This is a genomic window from Escherichia sp. KTE114, assembly GCF_000407765.1.
Taxonomy (GTDB): Bacteria; Pseudomonadota; Gammaproteobacteria; order Enterobacterales; family Enterobacteriaceae; genus Escherichia; species Escherichia ruysiae.
The window spans coordinates 1,776,666-1,793,366 of sequence record NZ_KE136626.1; the positions used below are offsets into that span (position 1 = coordinate 1,776,666).

23 protein-coding genes are annotated in these 16,701 nt (G+C 51.0%); 10 read left to right on the top strand and 13 right to left on the bottom strand.

Features of this window, described 5'->3' with window-relative positions; all coding sequences use genetic code 11:
• Positions 1-220: 220 nt before the first annotated feature.
• The 11 genes from npr to WC5_RS12350 all read right to left on the bottom strand — a co-directional run bounded on the left by npr (position 221) and on the right by WC5_RS12350 (position 8,184).
• Positions 221-493 (bottom strand): PTS phosphocarrier protein NPr, encoded by a 273-nt coding sequence (gene npr, locus WC5_RS12400; protein WP_000216792.1) that lies wholly within the window; start codon positions 491-493, stop codon positions 221-223.
• A complete protein-coding gene (gene rapZ, locus WC5_RS12395; RefSeq protein WP_000243741.1) occupies positions 490-1,344 on the bottom strand; it encodes an RNase adapter RapZ in 855 nt (284 codons plus the stop codon). Before rapZ ends, npr begins: the two co-directional genes overlap by 4 nt.
• Before the next feature lie 45 nt (positions 1,345-1,389).
• A complete protein-coding gene (gene ptsN, locus WC5_RS12390; RefSeq protein ID WP_000183676.1) occupies positions 1,390-1,881 on the bottom strand; it encodes a PTS IIA-like nitrogen regulatory protein PtsN in 492 nt (163 codons plus the stop codon).
• Between the two features lie 117 nt (positions 1,882-1,998).
• Positions 1,999-2,286: a ribosome hibernation promoting factor gene (gene hpf / locus WC5_RS12385; protein WP_001176602.1), complete on the bottom strand. Its 288-nt coding sequence runs from the start codon at positions 2,284-2,286 to the stop codon at positions 1,999-2,001.
• Positions 2,287-2,308: 22 nt separating this feature from the next.
• Complete coding sequence (gene rpoN, locus WC5_RS12380; RefSeq protein ID WP_000809025.1) at positions 2,309-3,742, bottom strand: RNA polymerase factor sigma-54; 1,434 nt, start codon at positions 3,740-3,742, stop codon at positions 2,309-2,311.
• 47 nt (positions 3,743-3,789) lie between these two features.
• Positions 3,790-4,515, bottom strand: coding sequence for an LPS export ABC transporter ATP-binding protein (gene lptB / locus WC5_RS12375; RefSeq protein WP_000224099.1), 726 nt, complete (start codon positions 4,513-4,515; stop codon positions 3,790-3,792).
• 6 nt (positions 4,516-4,521) lie between these two features.
• Positions 4,522-5,079, bottom strand: a complete 558-nt coding sequence (lptA, locus tag WC5_RS12370) for a lipopolysaccharide ABC transporter substrate-binding protein LptA (protein WP_000669785.1) — start codon at positions 5,077-5,079, stop codon at positions 4,522-4,524.
• A complete protein-coding gene (gene lptC, locus WC5_RS12365; protein ID WP_000030542.1) occupies positions 5,048-5,623 on the bottom strand; it encodes an LPS export ABC transporter periplasmic protein LptC in 576 nt (191 codons plus the stop codon). Before lptC ends, lptA begins: the two co-directional genes overlap by 32 nt.
• Positions 5,620-6,186 carry a 3-deoxy-manno-octulosonate-8-phosphatase KdsC gene (kdsC, locus tag WC5_RS12360; protein WP_001030165.1) on the bottom strand — a complete coding sequence of 189 codons (567 nt, stop codon included), beginning with the start codon at positions 6,184-6,186 and terminating at the stop codon, positions 5,620-5,622. Before kdsC ends, lptC begins: the two co-directional genes overlap by 4 nt.
• A 20-nt stretch (positions 6,187-6,206) precedes the next feature.
• The gene (gene kdsD / locus WC5_RS12355; protein WP_010346512.1) at positions 6,207-7,193 is read right to left on the bottom strand and encodes an arabinose-5-phosphate isomerase KdsD; all 987 of its coding nucleotides are present in this window, start codon (positions 7,191-7,193) and stop codon (positions 6,207-6,209) included.
• Positions 7,194-7,206: 13 nt separating this feature from the next.
• Complete coding sequence (locus tag WC5_RS12350) at positions 7,207-8,184, bottom strand: calcium/sodium antiporter (protein WP_000922893.1); 978 nt, start codon at positions 8,182-8,184, stop codon at positions 7,207-7,209.
• 208 nt (positions 8,185-8,392) lie between these two features.
• Here WC5_RS12350 and mlaF point away from each other — a divergent pair, with 208 nt between their 5' ends.
• From mlaF to murA, 7 genes are all read left to right on the top strand, one after another.
• On the top strand, positions 8,393-9,202 hold the full coding sequence (gene mlaF / locus WC5_RS12345) for a phospholipid ABC transporter ATP-binding protein MlaF (RefSeq protein WP_000438245.1): 810 nt from the start codon (positions 8,393-8,395) through the stop codon (positions 9,200-9,202).
• Positions 9,203-9,209: 7 nt separating this feature from the next.
• On the top strand, positions 9,210-9,992 hold the full coding sequence (gene mlaE, locus WC5_RS12340) for a lipid asymmetry maintenance ABC transporter permease subunit MlaE (RefSeq protein WP_000925792.1): 783 nt from the start codon (positions 9,210-9,212) through the stop codon (positions 9,990-9,992).
• A gap of 4 nt (positions 9,993-9,996) precedes the next feature.
• Positions 9,997-10,548: an outer membrane lipid asymmetry maintenance protein MlaD gene (gene mlaD, locus WC5_RS12335; protein ID WP_016159478.1), complete on the top strand. Its 552-nt coding sequence runs from the start codon at positions 9,997-9,999 to the stop codon at positions 10,546-10,548.
• Between the two features lie 18 nt (positions 10,549-10,566).
• Positions 10,567-11,202, top strand: coding sequence for a phospholipid-binding protein MlaC (gene mlaC / locus WC5_RS12330; protein WP_000476484.1), 636 nt, complete (start codon positions 10,567-10,569; stop codon positions 11,200-11,202).
• The gene (mlaB, locus tag WC5_RS12325) at positions 11,202-11,495 is read left to right on the top strand and encodes a lipid asymmetry maintenance protein MlaB (protein ID WP_000004491.1); all 294 of its coding nucleotides are present in this window, start codon (positions 11,202-11,204) and stop codon (positions 11,493-11,495) included. The genes mlaC and mlaB overlap by 1 nt, the downstream gene beginning before the upstream one ends.
• Positions 11,496-11,654: 159 nt before the next feature.
• A complete protein-coding gene (gene ibaG, locus WC5_RS12320) occupies positions 11,655-11,909 on the top strand; it encodes a BolA family iron metabolism protein IbaG (RefSeq protein WP_010349763.1) in 255 nt (84 codons plus the stop codon).
• Between the two features lie 54 nt (positions 11,910-11,963).
• Positions 11,964-13,223: a UDP-N-acetylglucosamine 1-carboxyvinyltransferase gene (gene murA, locus WC5_RS12315; RefSeq protein ID WP_000357267.1), complete on the top strand. Its 1,260-nt coding sequence runs from the start codon at positions 11,964-11,966 to the stop codon at positions 13,221-13,223.
• A 47-nt stretch (positions 13,224-13,270) separates the two neighbouring features.
• Here the strand turns inward: murA and sfsB are convergent, their stop codons facing one another.
• Together sfsB and ispB are read right to left on the bottom strand one after the other, a co-directional pair.
• Positions 13,271-13,549 (bottom strand): DNA-binding transcriptional regulator SfsB, encoded by a 279-nt coding sequence (gene sfsB, locus WC5_RS12310; RefSeq protein ID WP_000445413.1) that lies wholly within the window; start codon positions 13,547-13,549, stop codon positions 13,271-13,273.
• A 226-nt stretch (positions 13,550-13,775) separates the two neighbouring features.
• Positions 13,776-14,747: an octaprenyl diphosphate synthase gene (gene ispB, locus WC5_RS12305; protein WP_001047343.1), complete on the bottom strand. Its 972-nt coding sequence runs from the start codon at positions 14,745-14,747 to the stop codon at positions 13,776-13,778.
• 258 nt (positions 14,748-15,005) lie between these two features.
• On the opposite strand from ispB, the gene rplU reads away from it, so the two are divergent.
• The 3 genes from rplU to WC5_RS12290 all read left to right on the top strand — a co-directional run bounded on the left by rplU (position 15,006) and on the right by WC5_RS12290 (position 16,687).
• A complete protein-coding gene (gene rplU / locus WC5_RS12300; protein ID WP_000271401.1) occupies positions 15,006-15,317 on the top strand; it encodes a 50S ribosomal protein L21 in 312 nt (103 codons plus the stop codon).
• Positions 15,318-15,337: 20 nt separating this feature from the next.
• Positions 15,338-15,595, top strand: coding sequence for a 50S ribosomal protein L27 (rpmA, locus tag WC5_RS12295; protein WP_000940596.1), 258 nt, complete (start codon positions 15,338-15,340; stop codon positions 15,593-15,595).
• 126 nt (positions 15,596-15,721) lie between these two features.
• On the top strand, positions 15,722-16,687 hold the full coding sequence (locus tag WC5_RS12290; protein ID WP_000813013.1) for a DMT family transporter: 966 nt from the start codon (positions 15,722-15,724) through the stop codon (positions 16,685-16,687).
• The last annotated feature ends 14 nt before the right edge of the window (positions 16,688-16,701 follow it).

The following is a 16,701-nucleotide window of genomic DNA, read 5'->3' on the forward strand; positions in this document are numbered from 1 at the left end:
CATCTCCTGGAAATATTTTCTGACAGTCTCCAGTATGAGGGCTTAACTTAAACAAAACCTAAACAAGGCTTTTTAAGGTTTTCTTAAGGTTTTGTACGCACAGAAAAGAGCACAAAATGTACAAGCCGCGAAAAATGAGGACATTTTCCGCTTGTACATTTTTCACCCTTAAGGGCTGAAGGTGTGTATCCGGGGGAATTAAGCGTCAGGGTTATGAAGATTAATCTTCATCGAAACCAGAGTTAAAGAGGGCGATAACGGCGGCCAGTGCTTCCACTTCCTGTGGACCGGTTGCTTCGACTTCAATCTGCCGTCCTTTGGCGGAGTCCAGCATCAGTAGCGCAATAACGCTGTTCGCTTCAGCCTCGGTGCCTTCGTCATTACGTAACAGCACTTCAGCGTCAAAACCCTGCATTAATTCAAAGAGTTTCATGGCAGGCCGGGCATGCATGCCCAGCTTGTTTGTGATTTCAACAGTTTGCTTGACGGTCATGGTTTACGTTTTTCCAGCGTACGATGGCGTGACTGGACGTTTTTACCGCGCGAGCGGAAGTAGTCTGCCAGCTGTTCTGCAATATACACCGAACGGTGCTTCCCGCCGGTACAACCAATGGCGACCGTCAGGTAGCTACGGTTGTTGGTTTCCAGCATAGGTAACCATAGCTCAAGGTAGCTTCGCGTCTGGTAGATAAAATTGTGTACTTCTGTGTGGCGGTCGAGGAACGCGGCAACAGGTTTATCAAGACCTGTCATTGGACGCAGTTTCGGATCCCAGTGCGGGTTCGGCAAGAAGCGCACATCAAAGACGTAATCTGCATCAATAGGAATGCCGTGTTTGAAGCCGAAGGACTCAAAGACCATCGTCAGTTCACGCTCGCGTTTACCCAGCAAACGGGTACGCAACATTTCTGCCAACTCGTGAACGGACATTTCTGAGGTATCGACAATCAAATCTGCCCGCGAACGCAGTGGCTCCAGCAGATCGCTTTCTTTGTCGATAGCACTTTCCAGCGACAGGTTCTTGCTGGAGAGCGGATGCAGGCGGCGCGTATCACTGTAACGACGAATCAGGGTGTTACGATCGGCATCCAGGAACAGCAGTTGCGGTGAGAAAGCATCAGGCAGGTTACTCATCGCCTGTTCGAATATTTCTGGTGACTCCGGCATATTACGAACATCAATGCTGACGGCGGCAGAAATCTCGCGATCGGCGAGCGTGCGAGCCAGATCGGGTAACAGCACTACGGGAAGGTTATCCACGCAGTAAAAACCCATATCTTCCAGCGCACGAAGGGCGACAGATTTACCTGAGCCTGAACGTCCGCTGACGATCATCAGTACCATGTACTGTTTCTCCTCACAACGTCTAAAAGAGACATTACAGAATAACTACGCTTCATCCGGAGTACCTTCGGTATCCGTAATGATTTGATACAGCTCTTCATCACTCTGGGCTGCGCGTAAACGGCGGCAGATAGTTTTGTCTGCCAGACGTTTCGCCACCAGCGAAAGAGTATGCAGGTGCGTTTTGGTTTGGTCAGCCGGCACCAGCAGGGCAAAAAGTAAGTCCACCGGTTGGTTGTCGATGGCATCGAAAGCTATAGGCGTTTCGAGCTGAACGAAAACACCAACGGCACGCAGAGTATCTTCTTCCAGTTTGCCATGCGGAATGGCAATGCCATTACCGATACCGGTACTGCCCATTTTTTCCCGCGTCAGAATAGCTTCAAAAACCACCTGAGGCGGCAGGCTGAGTTGTTTCGCAGCCAGTTCGCTGATAATTTCCAGTGCACGTTTTTTGCTCTGACAGTGGACGCGGCTTCGCGTACATTCCCTGTTAAGAACACTGCTAAGCTGTAGAGTTGTATCATTATTTGTCATAATTTCACCTAAGAACCTGACCACTCGAATCGTGGGACAGGTTCGGAGCATTAACCGTACAAATGGCCCGTTGTGTCGCACAACAGGCCGCCATGCACTTGCTAATTGCCCGGACAATTAGTGTTGTTTCAATTTATCTTTATGCTTGGTCAACTGGCGTGCCAGCTTATCAATTAAGCCATCAATGGCAGCGTACATGTCCTGACCTTCCGCGCTGGCATGAATTTCGCCACCGTTTACATGCAGTGTTGCATCTGAGGTATGGGTGACTTTCTCCACTTTCAGAACAACATAGACCTGGTTGATTCGGTCAAAATATTGCTCAAGTTTGGCAAATTTTGATGTGACAAATTCGCGCAGGGCCTCGGTGATCTCGACGTTATTTCCGGTAATGTTGAGCTGCATAGTGTCTTCCTTATCGGTTGGGTCAAACGAGCTGTTTACGCTGGTTTGACGGCGGAATGGATAAAGACTCTCGGTATTTCGCAACAGTGCGGCGTGCCACCATGATACCTTGTTCCGACAGCAAAGAGGTTAACTTGCTGTCGCTCAACGGTTTCGCTGGGTTTTCCGCCGCGATTAATTTCTTCACCAGCGCACGAATCGCCGTGGACGAGGCTTCGCCGCCGCCCTCGGTATTGACGTGACTGGAGAAAAAATACTTCAGTTCAAAAATGCCTCGTGGACTATGCAGGTACTTTTGCGTGGTCACGCGAGATATCGTCGATTCATGCATTTCGACGGCCTGGGCGATATCGGCCAGTACCATCGGTTTCATATATTCTTCGCCTTGCTCAAAGAAGGCTTGCTGCTGTTCAACAATACAGCGACTCACGCGCAGTAGCGTATCGTTACGACTTTCCAGACTCTTAATCAACCATTTGGCATCCTGCAGATTGCTGCGGATAAACTGGTTGTCGCCATCGTTACGTGTGTTATTACACATCGAGGCATAGTGCTGGTTGATTTGCAGACGCGGAATACTGTCGCTGTTGAGTTCCACCGTCCAGTGGTCGTTATGCTTACGCACCAACACATCTGGAATGACATATTCCGGTTCGCCGGTCTGGATCGACTGACCGGGGCGAGGATCGAGTGACTGGATCAGATTGACGGCTTCTTTCAGCACATCTTCTTTTAGACGAGTTACGCGCATTAGTGTGCGGAAGTCGTGATTCGCCAGTAGATCAAGATGATCGCTAATGATCAGTCGAGCTTCTTCCAGCCACGGCGTCGTTTTGTCGAATTGGGAGAGTTGGATCAGCAGGCAGTCGCGCAGATCTTTCGCCGCTACACCGACCGGGTCAAACCGTTGGATCCGCTTGAGGACCGCTTCAACTTCATCGATGTCGATCTCTTCATCGCCCATGCTTTCGAGAATATCTTCCAGTGGGACGGTGAGATAACCGGTATCATCAACGGCATCAACGATGGAGGTGGCGATAGCGCGGTCAGTGTCGGAAAACGGCGTCAGTTCGACCTGCCACATCAGATAATCCTGCAAGGTCTGCGTCGTTTCGCCTTGATAGACTGGCAGTTCGTCGTCAATGTAGTCACCGCTGGTGCCGGACGGCGTACCGGCAGTGTAGATGGTGTCCCAACTGGCATCGAGCGGCAGTTCTTCCGGCATCTCTTTTTGTTCGAGCGCGTCAGCGGTGTCCAGCGTTTCGCTGTCTGGCGTTTCGTGAGTGTCGATTTCATCATGAGTGTCGATTTGCTCAAGCAGTGGATTACTCTCCAGCGCCTGCTGCAGCTCCTGTTGAAGTTCCAGCGTGGACAGCTGCAACAGACGAATTGCCTGTTGTAGCTGAGGCGTCATCGCCAGTTGCTGACTAAGCCTGAGTTGCAAACCTTGCTTCATGTTCAGAATCGTACTCTCCTGCTAAAACGTCGCGAGCTTCTACCCTATCAGAGTCTGAAGTCTTCCCCAAGGTATACACGCTTAACATGTTCGTCTTGTAAGATTTCTGTAGGTGTGCCGTGGGCGATCAAATGCCCCTGACTGACGATATAAGCGCGTTCACAAACTGCCAGTGTTTCACGCACGTTATGGTCAGTGATCAGCACACCCAGGCCGCTGTCGCGCAGGTGCTCAATGATGCGTTTGATGTCGATAACCGAGATCGGGTCAACCCCGGCAAACGGTTCATCAAGCAGAATAAATTTCGGATTCGCAGCCAGTGCGCGGGCAATTTCTACACGGCGACGTTCACCACCGGAGAGCGATTGCCCCATGCTGTCACGCAGGTGCTCAATGTGAAACTCTTCCATCAGCTCGTTCGCGCGGTCTTCACGTTGTTCAGCAGACAAGTCGTCACGAATTTGCAGTACCGCCATCAGGTTATCGTAAACGCTGAGGCGGCGGAAAATGGAGGCTTCCTGCGGCAGATAGCCGATACCACGGCGCGCGCGCGCGTGTAATGGCAGCAGACTGATATCGTCATCATCAATAATGATGTTGCCTGCATCGCGCGGCACAATGCCCACAACCATGTAGAAAGTGGTAGTCTTACCGGCACCGTTTGGCCCCAGCAGACCAACAATTTCCCCGGAGTTGACGGTCAGACTGACGTCTTCCACCACGCGGCGACCCTTGTAGGCTTTTGCAAGGTTCTTTGCTGTTAATGTTGCCATAACGAATTAATTACCTTTCTTCTGTGCCGGGGTCTGGCCTTTGTTGTTTTTATCCTGCAACTGCGACGGCACCAGAACGGTGGTTACGCGCTTACCTTTATCGCTGAAAGCCTGCATTTTCTGCTCTTTCACCAGATAAGTGATTTTATCGCCCTTTATATTGCTATCGACCTGCTGCAGATAAGCATTACCGGTCAGAACGACAAAATCTTTCGCCAGTTCGTAATGCATCTGGGAAGCGTGACCTTCGACAGGTTTACCGTTGTCCTGCATTTGATAGAACGTCGCTGGCTTACCGTAGCCATCGATCACTTCTTTGCCCTGCTCGCCGCCCGGACGGGTAACGACCACTTTATCGGCATTAATTTTGATGGTGCCTTGGGTAACAATGACGTTACCCGTGAAGGTGACCACGTTGCCTTGCATATCAAGAGATTGCTGATCCGACTCAATGTGAATCGGCTGGTCAGTGTCTCCGGTAACGGCAAATGCCGGAATACTGGCGGCCAGAAGTGAGCTGGCAAGCACAAGATTAAGGCTGAGTTTGTTTGTTTTGAATTTCATAGGATGTTCTAACCTTTTCAATCAGCTCGGCGTTCTTGCTGCGTAAGTTGCCGCGCATTTTCAGACCGCTGGAGTTAAATGTTGTTCCGTATAACGTGACGAGGTCTTCAGAGGTAACATCCTGCGTCACCAGATTGATCTGCGCGTTATCCGTCGTGATTCTGCGAAGTTGAGAGTCCGGCACGAGTGCGTTGACTTCAACGTGTCCATATAAATAGAGCATCCGATCATTGGTCAGCTTGGCTTTATCCGCTTTTACGGACCATGTCGGGATTTTATCCTTATCAAACGTAGTAAGTACCGGTTGCGTAAACCACGAAACGGCCTGATCGGAATAATATTCAACGTGTTGAGCAATCAATCGATAGCTTAGCGCCCCTTCTGGGTTATAGACGAGCGTGTCCGTATGCTCGCTTTTATAGGTGGGATCATTGTTGTTGACGACCACCTGGGCGGTATCGTCTTTCTCGGTCATGTTAATACCGATCATCACCAGAACCGCCAGTGATAGCACAATGATAACCCAACGTCTGGCTTTACTCATATCGATTGCCCTTTGGCTTCATCCAGTTTGCCCTGCGCCAGGAGTAATAAGTCGCAAACTTCACGCACTGCGCCACGACCGCCAGCAATGCGAGTCACGTAATCGGCGCGCGGAAGCAACAGCGGGTGCGCATCGGCCACGGCTACGCTTAGGCCCACTTTTTCCATTACCGGCCAGTCGATGAGATCATCCCCAACGTAAGCCACGTTTTCCGGGGCGATCGCCAGTTTTTCCAGCAGATCGCTAAAGGCGATAAGTTTATTCGACTGCCCCTGATACAAGTGAGTAATCCCCAATGTGGCACAGCGATCTTCTACCAGTTTAGCCTTTCGCCCGGTAATGATGGCGACTTCAATATCAGAGGTGAGCGCACAACGAATGCCATAACCATCACGAACATTGAACGCTTTAAGTTCTTCGCCGTTGTTGCCCATATAAATCAGGCCATCTGACAGCACGCCATCGACGTCAAGGATCAGCAGACGAATATTTTCTGCTTTTGCCATAACGTCGGCACTGACAGGGCCGTAACAGGTCTCAAGTGACGCACCTGCTTTATTCATTGTTGTTTATCCTTGAATCTTTACACTACGCCAGCACGCAGTAAATCATGCATATGTAACACACCGAGTAAATGGTCGCCATCGGCAACCATTACGGAGGTGATATGGCGGGACTGCATTAAGTTCAGTGCCTCAACGGCCAGAATGCCAGGGCGTACGCGAATTCCCCCCGGCGTCATCACATCGGCAATACTTAATTGACGGACATCTACGCCCATATCGAAGACACGGCGTAAATCACCGTCGGTAAAGATGCCTTCAATCATCATATTGTCATCGCAAATGACGGTCATACCAAGATTTTTGCGGGTAACTTCCAGTAATGCATCGCGCAGGCTGGCGGTTTTTTTAACATGCGGGATCTCATCACCCGTATGCATAATATCGTTTACGCGCAGCAGAAGTTTACGACCCAGTGCGCCGCCGGGATGTGAGAGCGCAAAATCTTCGGCGGTAAAGCCGCGCGCTTTTAACAGCGCGACGGCGAGCGCATCGCCCATAACCAGCGTGGCGGTGGTGCTGCTGGTCGGTGCCAGCCCCAACGGACAGGCTTCTTTCGCTACTTTAACACACAGATGCACGTCTGCGGCGCGCGCCATGCTGCTCTCCGGGCGACCGGTAATGCAGATTAACGGCACGTGAAGACGCTTAAGCACCGGAATCAATGCATTGATTTCGCTGGATTCACCAGAGTTAGAGATAGCAATTACCACATCCTGCGGGGTGACCATGCCTAAATCGCCATGCGCGGCTTCGCCAGGATGGACGAAAAATGACGGAGTACCGGTGCTGGCAAAGGTCGCGGCCATTTTGCGTCCAATGTGTCCCGATTTGCCCATCCCCATAACCACGACTTTGCCTTTACACCAAAACATCTTTTCGCAAGCGAGCGCGAAATTCTGATTGATGTATTGATCAAGCTCCGCCAGGCATTCACGTTCAATCGCCAGGACTTCTTTACCTGCTTGCTGAAAGTCAAAACCCGGTTGCAACTCTACGTGCGACATAATGCGTTTCCAGTTATTCAACGAGTATTGGCGATAACCAGTACAACATCGCCAGCCATACGATAAATCCGCCTGTTAATAATACCCCTACGCCACGGCCCGGTTGCGGGGAGCGTCGCCAGCACAGCAACGCAAAAATAATGCTTACCAACAACATCACGCTGTAGTCACGGCTGTACGCCAGTGGGTTAACCTCCCCTGGCGTAATCAGCGCCGGCAGACCCAGTACGATGACGATATTAAAAATATTCGCGCCAATGATATTACCGATGGCGATGTCGTTTTCACCTTTGCGAACACCGGCTATCGCGGTTGCCAGTTCTGGCAGACTAGTGCCGATAGCGATTGCCGTCAGACCAATAGTCAATTCGCTGATGGCAAAGTAATTCGCCAGTACGGTGGCGTTATCAATCACCATCCGCGTAGCCACTGGCATGATGATCAGCGCAATGCCAAGCCATAAAAATGCGACGGGTAAACCGCCTTCACGCGGTAGCTCTGCAAGCTGCTCTCTGGTCAGGCTATCGGTTCCCTGACGTTCGGCCTGATGTGCAAGTTTAACAATGAACAGCAGCCATAGCACAGCCAGAAAAAGGAGAAAGATACCATCGCTGCGACTAAGTTGTCCGTCATAGAGTACGGAACCGGCTACCACGCTGACGAATAACATTAATGGTAACTCGCGGCGCAGAACATCGGAATGGACGGTAAAAGGGCGCACCAGTGCGGTCAGACCTAGGATTAGCAAGATATTGATAATGTTTGAGCCAAGCGCCGTGCCGACGGCTAAATCGCGTTGTTCGTGCAGCGACGCGGCAAGCGAAACAATAATTTCTGGAAGTGACGTGCCAATACTGACCACAGTCATGCCAATGATCAGCGGAGGGATGCCAAAAGTGCGGCAAAGAATGGAAGCGGCAAATACCAGACGATCGGCACTGTATACGACCAAAAGTAAACCAACAATTAACAGTGCCGTAGCTAAAAGCATCTAACGTCCTTTCTTCAGGTATACTCGCCGGTCGCTGAAGATTCTCAGAAAGCCGTAACGGATTCTTAATTTTGACTTTATGCGGCTAAAAAGTAAAACAAATGCCAGCTTTAGCTAACCACGGCGGGTAATATTCTGTAAATATGTTGGGTTCAAGGTTAAATTGAGCGCCATGCTTAGAAAATCAACGCAAGACGAAGGGTGAATTATGGAGCAGTCTGTGGCGAATTTAGTCGATATGCGCGATGTCAGTTTTACGCGTGGCAATCGCTGCATCTTCGATAATATTTCCCTGACCGTGCCGCGAGGGAAGATCACGGCAATCATGGGGCCATCGGGCATCGGTAAAACGACGCTACTCCGTCTGATTGGCGGGCAAATCGCACCAGATCACGGTGAGATCCTTTTTGATGGCGAGAATATTCCGGCGATGTCTCGTTCGCGCCTGTACACTGTGCGCAAACGGATGAGCATGTTGTTTCAGTCCGGGGCGTTGTTCACAGATATGAACGTATTTGACAACGTGGCCTATCCACTGCGCGAACATACCCAGCTCCCCGCGCCATTGTTGCATAGCACGGTGATGATGAAGCTGGAAGCTGTAGGACTGCGTGGAGCGGCGAAACTTATGCCTTCTGAACTTTCCGGCGGGATGGCTCGTCGCGCTGCACTGGCGCGTGCGATTGCCCTGGAGCCGGATCTCATCATGTTTGATGAACCGTTTGTTGGGCAGGATCCGATCACTATGGGCGTACTGGTGAAGCTGATTTCTGAGCTGAACAGCGCGTTGGGCGTGACTTGCGTGGTAGTTTCTCATGATGTGCCGGAAGTCTTAAGTATTGCTGATCACGCCTGGATTCTGGCGGATAAAAAAATTGTCGCTCACGGTAGCGCCCAGGCGTTGCAGGCGAATCCTGATCCGCGCGTACGTCAGTTTCTGGACGGGATAGCTGACGGACCTGTTCCGTTCCGCTATCCTGCCGGCGATTATCACGCTGATCTTTTACCAGGGAGTTAAGCCACTCATGCTGTTAAATGCGCTGGCCTCGCTTGGACATAAAGGGATTAAAACCCTGAGAACGTTCGGGCGGGCCGGGTTAATGTTATTCAATGCGCTGGTAGGCAAACCGGAATTTCGTAAACATGCGCCGCTGCTGGTGCGTCAGCTCTATAATGTCGGCGTCCTGTCGATGCTGATTATTGTGGTTTCTGGCGTGTTCATCGGAATGGTGCTGGGTCTGCAAGGTTATCTGGTTCTGACCACCTATAGTGCGGAAACCAGTCTGGGTATGCTGGTGGCGTTATCGCTGCTGCGTGAACTGGGACCGGTGGTTGCTGCGTTACTGTTTGCCGGGCGTGCCGGTTCGGCGCTAACCGCAGAAATCGGCTTGATGCGCGCCACAGAGCAGCTCTCCAGCATGGAGATGATGGCGGTCGATCCGCTGCGTCGGGTTATTTCTCCGCGTTTCTGGGCTGGGGTTATTTCATTGCCATTGCTGACGATTATTTTCGTCGCCGTGGGGATCTGGGGCGGATCGCTGGTCGGCGTTAGCTGGAAAGGTATTGATAGCGGATTCTTCTGGTCGGCAATGCAAAACGCCGTCGACTGGCGTATGGATCTGGTCAACTGTCTGATTAAGAGCGTGGTGTTCGCCATTACGGTGACGTGGATTTCGTTGTTTAACGGCTACGACGCCATCCCGACTTCTGCCGGGATTAGCCGGGCAACCACTCGCACCGTTGTCCACTCGTCTCTGGCTGTTCTGGGGCTGGATTTTGTGCTGACCGCATTGATGTTTGGGAATTGAGTTCATGCAAACGAAAAAAAATGAAATTTGGGTGGGTATCTTTTTATTAGCAGCACTGCTGGCGGCGCTGTTTGTCTGCCTGAAGGCGGCAAACGTGACGTCCATACGTACTGAACCGACCTACACGCTTTATGCGACGTTCGATAACATTGGCGGCCTGAAAGCGCGCTCTCCGGTCAGCATTGGCGGCGTTGTCGTCGGTCGGGTGGCAGATATTACGCTGGATCCGAAAACCTATCTGCCGCGCGTGACGCTGGAAATTGAACAACGTTATAACCACATTCCTGACACAAGTTCGCTGAGTATTCGTACTTCCGGCCTGCTTGGAGAGCAATATCTGGCGTTAAACGTCGGTTTTGAAGACCCCGAACTGGGTACTGCTATCCTGAAGGATGGCGATTCGATTCAGGACACCAAGTCTGCGATGGTGCTGGAAGATCTCATTGGTCAGTTCCTTTACGGTAGTAAAGGCGATGACAATAAGAATAGTGGCGATGCGCCAGCTGCTGCGCCAGGTAATAATGAAACCACTGAACCTGTGGGTACAACGAAATAATTTCAGGAGAACCGACGCATGTTTAAACGTTTAATGATGGTCGCTTTGCTGGTGATTGCACCGCTGAGTGCGGCAACTGCGGCAGACCAGACCAATCCGTATAAGCTGATGGACGAGGCGGCGCAGAAAACGTTCGATCGCCTGAAGAATGAGCAACCGCAAATTCGGGCCAACCCGGATTATCTGCGTACCATTGTTGATCAGGAACTGCTGCCATACGTACAGGTGAAATACGCCGGTGCGCTGGTGCTGGGCCAGTATTACAAGAGCGCGACCCCAGCCCAACGTGATGCTTACTTTGCCGCTTTCCGTGAGTACCTGAAGCAGGCTTACGGTCAGGCGCTGGCTATGTATCACGGTCAAACCTATCAGATTGCGCCAGAACAGCCGCTGGGCGATAAAACCATTGTGCCTATTCGCGTTACCATTATTGACCCGAATGGTCGCCCGCCGGTACGTCTGGACTTCCAGTGGCGTAAAAACTCCCAGACTGGCAACTGGCAGGCTTACGACATGATTGCAGAAGGCGTCAGCATGATCACCACCAAACAAAACGAGTGGGGGACACTACTGCGTACCAAAGGTATCGACGGCCTGACCGCGCAACTGAAATCAATTTCTCAACAGAAAATCACTCTGGAAGAGAAAAAATAATGAGCGAGTCACTGAGCTGGGTGCAGACGGGCAACACTCTGGTATTAACCGGAGAGTTGGATCAAGACGTACTGCTACCGCTTTGGGAAGTGCGTGAAGAAGCGGTGAAGGGAATTACCTGCATCGATCTTAGCCGCGTGTCCCGCGTCGATACTGGTGGACTGGCGCTGCTGCTCCACCTTATCGATCTGGCGAAAAAGCAGGGCAACAGCGTGACGCTTCAGGGGGTAAACGATAAGGTGTATACCCTGGCAAAGTTGTATAATTTGCCGTCTGATGTCCTGCCTCGTTAAATTTTTTCAGGCTGGATAAGGCGTTAACCGCCTGTCCTGCAAATCCGCCTGCAAGTCGAGCCTTGTTTGATTTATCAGCAAGGCTTTTTGCTTATTTATGCCAGCGCAACTTTGCTCTAAGATGTTTTGCTGGTTTATTAACTGATGAATGAAGATCCCATGGAAAATAATGAAATTCAGAGCGTGCTGATGAACGCTCTCTCCCTCCAGGAAGTCCACGTTTCCGGCGATGGCAGCCACTTTCAGGTTATTGCCGTGGGTGAGATATTTGACGGCATGAGCCGGGTTAAAAAACAGCAGACGGTTTATGGTCCGCTGATGGAATATATTGCGGATAACCGCATTCATGCTGTGTCGATCAAAGCGTATACCCCTACGGAGTGGGCGCGAGATCGCAAACTGAACGGCTTTTGAGCTATGGGCGATTTGCCGGTAGCGGATATGAATTGTTAACTGAGAACAAACTAAATGGATAAATTTCGTGTTCAGGGGCCAACAAAGCTCCAGGGCGAAGTCACAATTTCCGGCGCTAAAAATGCTGCTCTGCCTATCCTTTTTGCCGCACTACTGGCGGAAGAACCGGTAGAGATCCAGAACGTCCCGAAACTGAAAGACGTTGATACATCAATGAAGCTGCTAAGCCAGCTGGGTGCGAAAGTAGAACGTAATGGGTCTGTGCATATTGACGCCCGCGACGTTAATGTATTCTGCGCACCTTATGATTTGGTCAAAACCATGCGAGCCTCTATCTGGGCGCTGGGGCCGCTGGTGGCACGTTTCGGTCAGGGACAGGTTTCTCTACCTGGTGGTTGTACGATTGGTGCGCGTCCGGTTGATTTGCATATTTCCGGGCTTGAGCAATTAGGCGCGACGATCAAACTGGAAGAAGGTTACGTAAAAGCTTCCGTTGATGGGCGTCTGAAAGGCGCGCATATCGTGATGGATAAAGTCAGCGTCGGCGCAACCGTGACCATCATGTGTGCTGCAACCCTGGCGGAAGGCACCACGATTATTGAAAACGCTGCGCGTGAACCGGAAATTGTCGATACCGCGAACTTCCTGATTACGCTGGGCGCGAAAATTAGCGGTCAGGGCACCGATCGTATCGTCATCGAAGGTGTGAAACGTTTAGGCGGTGGTGTCTATCGCGTGCTGCCGGATCGCATCGAAACCGGCACGTTCCTGGTGGCAGCGGCAATCTCTCGCGGCAAAATTATCTGCCGTAACGCCCAGCCAGATACTCTTGACGCTGTGCTGGCGAAACTGCGTGACGCCGGAGCGGACATTGAAGTAGGTGAGGACTGGATTAGCCTGGATATGCATGGCAAACGTCCGAAGGCTGTTAATGTGCGTACCGCGCCGCATCCGGCGTTCCCGACCGATATGCAGGCTCAGTTCACGCTGCTGAACCTGGTGGCAGAAGGCACCGGATTCATCACCGAAACGGTCTTTGAAAACCGCTTTATGCACGTGCCAGAACTGAGCCGTATGGGCGCGCAAGCCGAGATTGAAAGCAATACCGTTATTTGTCACGGTGTCGAAAAACTTTCCGGCGCACAGGTCATGGCGACCGATCTGCGTGCATCAGCAAGCCTGGTACTGGCTGGCTGTATTGCGGAAGGGACTACGGTTGTTGATCGTATTTATCACATCGATCGCGGCTACGAACGCATTGAAGACAAATTGCGTGCATTAGGTGCGAATATCGAGCGTGTGAAAGGCGAGTAATCGTCTGAAAGCTGGCAGCCCCGTTCGCGGGGCTACCGCCAGACCACTCATTTTTTCGGTTTAGTGTAGCTGCGCATTAACTGCGTTCTGTCGATAAACTCATGTGTCTGCGGATCATGGTAGCGTGATGGCCATATAACCCATGGGTCAGTACCCAGGGCTTTCGCAATAATCATCTCTCCCTTTGGCCACGGACGCGATAATGCATTTGCCAGCGTCGAGGAACTCAAACCATTTCTGCGAGATTCCGCCGCCATTGACGTTCCCTTCTTGCGCAAACCCGCAATGATGTCAGCGGGATGCCAGTCAATGAAATTACTCTCCATCTTTCCTCACTCCTTAAGTTAGTCGCTTTCATTCAGAACATATGTTCTGTCGGGCATCACTATACTCCTGATGGCGAATTGCTCTAAAAAGTTCATGTAAATAGCGTGAAGATTCAGAATATATAAAGACAATAACCTGATTATTAAGATGGTATTACACTGAATAAGTATTTTTATGGAACTTACTGGAGTTATCCCGCGCAATGCGCGGGATAAAGGGAAGGAATTAACGATCGCGTTGAACCGCGATGTGTGCAAGGCCGATTAACGCCTCTCGCCACGGGGTATCCGGGAGTATCTGTAACGCTTCGATGGCTTTGTCTGCCTCTTCCTCGGCACGCTGACGCGTCCATTCAAGAGATCCACACGCGTTCATTGCTTCCAGAACCGGTTCCAGAAGATGACGCCCATTGCCTTGCTCAATAGCTGAACGGATCATTTGCGCCTGCTCCGGTGTACCATTATGCATCGCATGTAGCAGCGGCAGCGTCGGTTTACCTTCGTTTAGATCGTCCCCGACGTTTTTACCTAACTGTTCACCATCGGCGCTGTAATCGAGTAAATCGTCGATGAGCTGAAAAGCGGTGCCGAGGTAACGACCATAATCCTGCAGGCCTTTTTCCTCTTCCGGCGTACATCCTGCCAGAATCCCGGAACACTGCGCAGCAGCCTCAAACAGACGTGCAGTTTTGCTGTAGATAACGCGCATGTAGTTTTCTTCGGTGATATCCGGGTCGTTAACGTTCATCAGTTGCAGAACTTCACCTTCTGCGATGACGTTTACGGCTTCTGACATCACTTCCAGCACTTTGAGCGAGCCGAGGCTGGTCATCATCTGGAACGCGCGGGTGTAAATAAAATCGCCTACCAGCACGCTGGCAGCATTGCCAAATGCGGCGTTAGCGGTCGCTTTACCACGGCGCATATCTGATTCATCCACAACGTCGTCGTGTAGTAGAGTCGCTGTGTGGATAAACTCGATTAGGGCGGCAATGGTGACATGCGCATTTCCCTCATAGCCAACAGCTCGAGCAGCCAGTACAGCAATCATCGGACGAATACGTTTACCGCCGCCGCTGACGATGTAATAGCCTAACTGATTGATCAGTTGGACGTCGGAATTAAGCTGCTCAAGGATTGCCGCATTAACACCCGCCATATCTTGCGCGGTTAACTCATTGATTTTTTCTAAATTCATCGCAAAAGCCGGGCTTTTCGCCCCGATTACCTTACTGTGAACAAAGGCAACTTAGGGTTTATGGTTAGGAATATAGGGTGATTGTACTGAAAAAATGGCACAGATAAACGTTACCGTACAAGTTGTGTTTTTTTTCTTCGTGTATTGACTGTAGCACTTGTCAAAGGCGTGCGTTTTGCGTAATATTCGCGCCCTATTGTGAATATTTATAGCGCACTCTGAATCATTGAAAAGGTGTGCGCGGAAGCGGAGTTTTATATGTACGCGGTTTTCCAAAGTGGTGGTAAACAACACCGAGTAAGCGAAGGTCAGACCGTTCGCCTGGAAAAGCTGGACATCGCAACTGGCGAAACTGTTGAGTTCGCAGAAGTTCTGATGATCGCAAACGGTGAAGAAGTCAAAATCGGCGTTCCTTTCGTTGATGGCGGCGTAATCAAAGCTGAAGTTGTTGCTCACGGTCGTGGCGAGAAAGTTAAAATCGTTAAGTTTCGTCGTCGTAAACACTATCGTAAGCAGCAGGGCCATCGTCAGTGGTTCACTGATGTGAAAATTACTGGCATCAGCGCCTAAGACCTGAGGAGAGATTTCAAATGGCACATAAAAAGGCTGGCGGCTCCACACGTAACGGTCGCGATTCAGAAGCTAAACGCCTGGGCGTTAAGCGTTTCGGTGGCGAATCCGTTCTGGCGGGTAGCATCATCGTTCGTCAACGTGGCACCAAATTCCACGCTGGCACTAACGTAGGTTGCGGTCGTGACCACACTCTGTTTGCTAAAGCAGACGGTAAAGTGAAATTCGAAGTTAAAGGCCCGAAAAACCGTAAATTTATCAGCATCGAAGCTGAATAAGTTTTTCGCGTCCCGGTAACGGATGAAAGCCCCGCAACACGTTGCGGGGCTTTTTACATTCGATAGCCGGTAAAAATGCGCATCGTGCGGCGTTAATCCGCAAATGCGTTTTGCAGGGATTACGGTATGAAGCAGCAGGCAGGCATTGGCATTCTTTTGGCGCTCACCACAGCAATTTGCTGGGGGGCGTTGCCAATCGCAATGAAGCAGGTGCTGGAGGTGATGGAACCTCCGACAATTGTGTTTTACCGTTTCTTGATGGCGAGTATTGGCCTTGGTGCCATTCTTGCGGTGAAGAAGAAGCTGCCGCCATTACATGTGTTTCGTAGGCCACGCTGGCTGATATTACTGGCGGTGGCGACTGCCGGGCTGTTTGGGAATTTCATCCTGTTCAGCTCATCCTTGCAATATCTGAGTCCGACCGCCTCGCAGGTGATTGGGCAACTCTCGCCGGTTGGCATGATGGTTGCCAGCGTATTTATCCTGAAAGAGAAAATGCGCAGCACCCAGGTTGTGGGAGCATTGATGCTCCTGAGCGGCCTGGTGATGTTCTTTAACACCAGTCTGGTCGAGATATTTACAAAGCTCACCGATTACACCTGGGGAGTTATCTTTGGGGTCGGTGCGGCGACGGTTTGGGTGAGTTATGGCGTGGCGCAAAAGGTTTTATTACGTCGGCTGGCCTCACCGCAGATCCTGTTTTTATTGTACACTTTATGTACAATTGCGCTCTTCCCTCTGGCAAAGCCTGGAGTGATAGCGCAGCTTAGCCACTGGCAGCTCGCATGTTTAATTTTTTGCGGACTGAATACGTTGGTAGGATATGGCGCCCTGGCGGAAGCGATGGCTCGCTGGCAGGCAGCGCAGGTGAGCGCGATCATCACGCTCACCCCACTGTTTACGCTGTTTTTTTCAGATCTTTTATCACTGGCCTGGCCCGATTTCTTCGCCAGACCGATGTTAAACCTTTTAGGTTATCTCGGTGCGTTTGTCGTGGTTGCGGGCGCGATGTATTCCGCCATTGGTCATCGTATTTGGGGCGGATTACGTAAGCATACAACGGTGGTATCGCAACCCCGCGCAGGCGAATGATTTACGGAGAATAA